The sequence below is a fragment of the Azospirillum himalayense genome, assembly GCF_042657465.1.
Lineage (GTDB): Bacteria > Pseudomonadota > Alphaproteobacteria > Azospirillales > Azospirillaceae > Azospirillum > Azospirillum himalayense.
On record NZ_JBHSLC010000032.1, the window covers coordinates 1 to 2,138 of the forward strand.

Here is a 2,138-nt window from a genome sequence, read left to right on the forward strand (position 1 = left end):
CTTTTAATCATGTGGCCGTGGGTTCGAATCCCACCCGGATCACCATTCCCCTCAATGGGTTAGCGCAAGCTTGAACCCCTGATTTTGCCCCGGTTTGCAATCCGATCACCGGCGGTTTGCAAATTCCGTTCATTTGGCGTTCTTCGGACGCCCTTTCCGACCCTTCCCCTTGGCCGTTCGGGCGGCATCCAGAGAGGCAATCGCAAGCTGCGCATTCCGCTTCTTCGCGGTGTACTTCCTGACCATGGTGACGGTCTGGTGACCCGTTACCGACGCGATCACCTCCCACTCCATTCCTACTTCGTGCAGCATGGTCGCGGCGGTGTATCGCAGCCCATGCGTGGTGACGTCTTCGGGCAACCCCGCCTCGCGGATCGCATCGCTCATGAAGTGGACGAAGCCGTTCGAGGTCATCGGCTTGTGAAAGCGACTCGGCAGGATTGCCATCAGCTTGTGCGTCTCCAGCCAGGGGTCGAGCACCGCAACCAGATCCTGGGCGGCAGGAATCCATAGCCGTTCGTTCGTCTTCTGCTGGGTGACGGAGATGGTGCCGGACCGGTAGTGCTGCCGCATCATGGCGGCCACGTCGCCCGCCCGCTGGCCGGTGTTCAGCAGCAGCTCGAAGGCGACCCGCTCGCGCGTGGTCGTGCCCCACCTCTTGCGGAAAGCCTCGATTTCCGACTCCTCCCACGGGCGGTGCCCGTCTCCGGTCTTCAGCTTCTTGGGCCGTTGGGCCGGGTTGTCCTTCCTCCATCCGCGATCCACGGCGAAGTTCAGCAGGAGCCGCAGCACCTGGATGATGTAGTTTGCCGTCCGTGGTGTCTTGGCGAATGCGTCGCGCAGCTCCAGGACGTTCTCCCGCTGGAGGTCCCGCACCGGAAGAGAGCCCCATCCGGAAAAATCGCCGCCCCGGCCTATGTCCCCGGCGCTGATGGTGGCAAGATGCCGGGTATACGCTTTCCGCGTCTCGTCGGCGAGCTGAAGGAAATCAGGGCTGGCCTTGTACTTCGTGATCAGCGCCGCGAAGGTTCCTGCCACCGGCTCATCCGGTCGAGCAGCAGGCACCGCGTTCAGCTTGGCGTAGGCCTGGGCGAACTCAGGGGAGCGCGGGTCGTCGGGCAGCCGGATGCCACTGGCACGGTGGTAGTAGTAGACCCGGCGCGTGCCGTCGGCGAGGCGCTTGGTCACCATGTTCACGCCGGGGAAGTCGACTCGCACCATCACCGTTTCCCGAATGCCGCCTTGAACGGATCGACCGCGGGGGCGTCATTCGCCGGCTCGGGCGCGCTGTCGTTCGCCGGAGATGCTGCAACCAGCCCGGACCGCCGGTCAAGCCACTGGTCGACGGCCCTCTGGTCGTACAGTCCTAGAAGTGGATCAGGCCGCGGGAATCCGGCCGCTTCCATCTGCGGGCGCTTGTGGGCGAACCACTGCTCCGAACGGTTCAGGTAGGTTGCCACGTCCAACGCCGTCATGAGGCGCGGCGAGAACGTGAACTTGGGCTTCGGTCGCGCCATCCTACTCCCCTCCCTGCGCTGCGCCGGCCGCGGGCGCGACCTCGTGCTCACCGCGACCGTCGCACTCCGGACACTCAGCTACGGCTTCGTCTCCGACGTCACCCTTATGCGGATGCAGGTAGCGGTTCCAATCAGTCACGACCTCACCATTGCCGCAGCAGGTTTGGCACGCCACAAGCTCACCCATTCCCGCCTCCCTGCGCTTCCCGGTGATGGGAGAGGGCGGCGAGCTTGCGGAAGTCGCCGAAGGTCAGCGGGCGGCCCTTCTTGCCTGCCTCCCCGGACCGCAGCCACCAATCCGCCGACGCGCGAAGGACAGCGGCATCATCCGGCATGTCGATCTCGGCCATCCCGGCGGCGGCGACGAGAAACGGCTCCAGCGCCTCCCGCAGTCCGGCCTCTCGCGCCTGGGATGCTGAGAGTGCGGACTGCAGCGCGACGACGGCTTGCAGCGCGGCGGCTCGGTCCAACTCGCAGCCGAGCGCGTGGGCGATGTCCATGAGGGCGTCTGCCTGCGCCGCGTCCCGCTCGGCCTCCGCCTGGGTGGCGCGGGCCTCGGCGGCTCGCTGTGCTTCCTCCATCTCCTCCTTTTCGTGGTCATCGATGATGGATGAGCCAAGA

The 2,138-nt window shown here is 65.6% G+C and carries 3 protein-coding genes; all 3 read right to left on the reverse strand.

What is annotated here, in order from left to right; genetic code table 11:
* Window positions 1-129 precede the first annotated feature (129 nt).
* Window positions 130-1,221, reverse strand: a complete 1,092-nt coding sequence (locus tag ACFPMG_RS16330; RefSeq protein WP_376996216.1) for a tyrosine-type recombinase/integrase — start codon at window positions 1,219-1,221, stop codon at window positions 130-132.
* Window positions 1,221-1,517, reverse strand: a complete 297-nt coding sequence (locus ACFPMG_RS16335) for a hypothetical protein (RefSeq protein WP_376996217.1) — start codon at window positions 1,515-1,517, stop codon at window positions 1,221-1,223. Before ACFPMG_RS16335 ends, ACFPMG_RS16330 begins: the two co-directional genes overlap by 1 nt.
* Window positions 1,518-1,696: 179 nt before the next feature.
* The coding region (locus tag ACFPMG_RS16340) for a hypothetical protein (protein ID WP_376996218.1) at window positions 1,697-2,138 on the reverse strand (442 nt) is incomplete at its 5' end.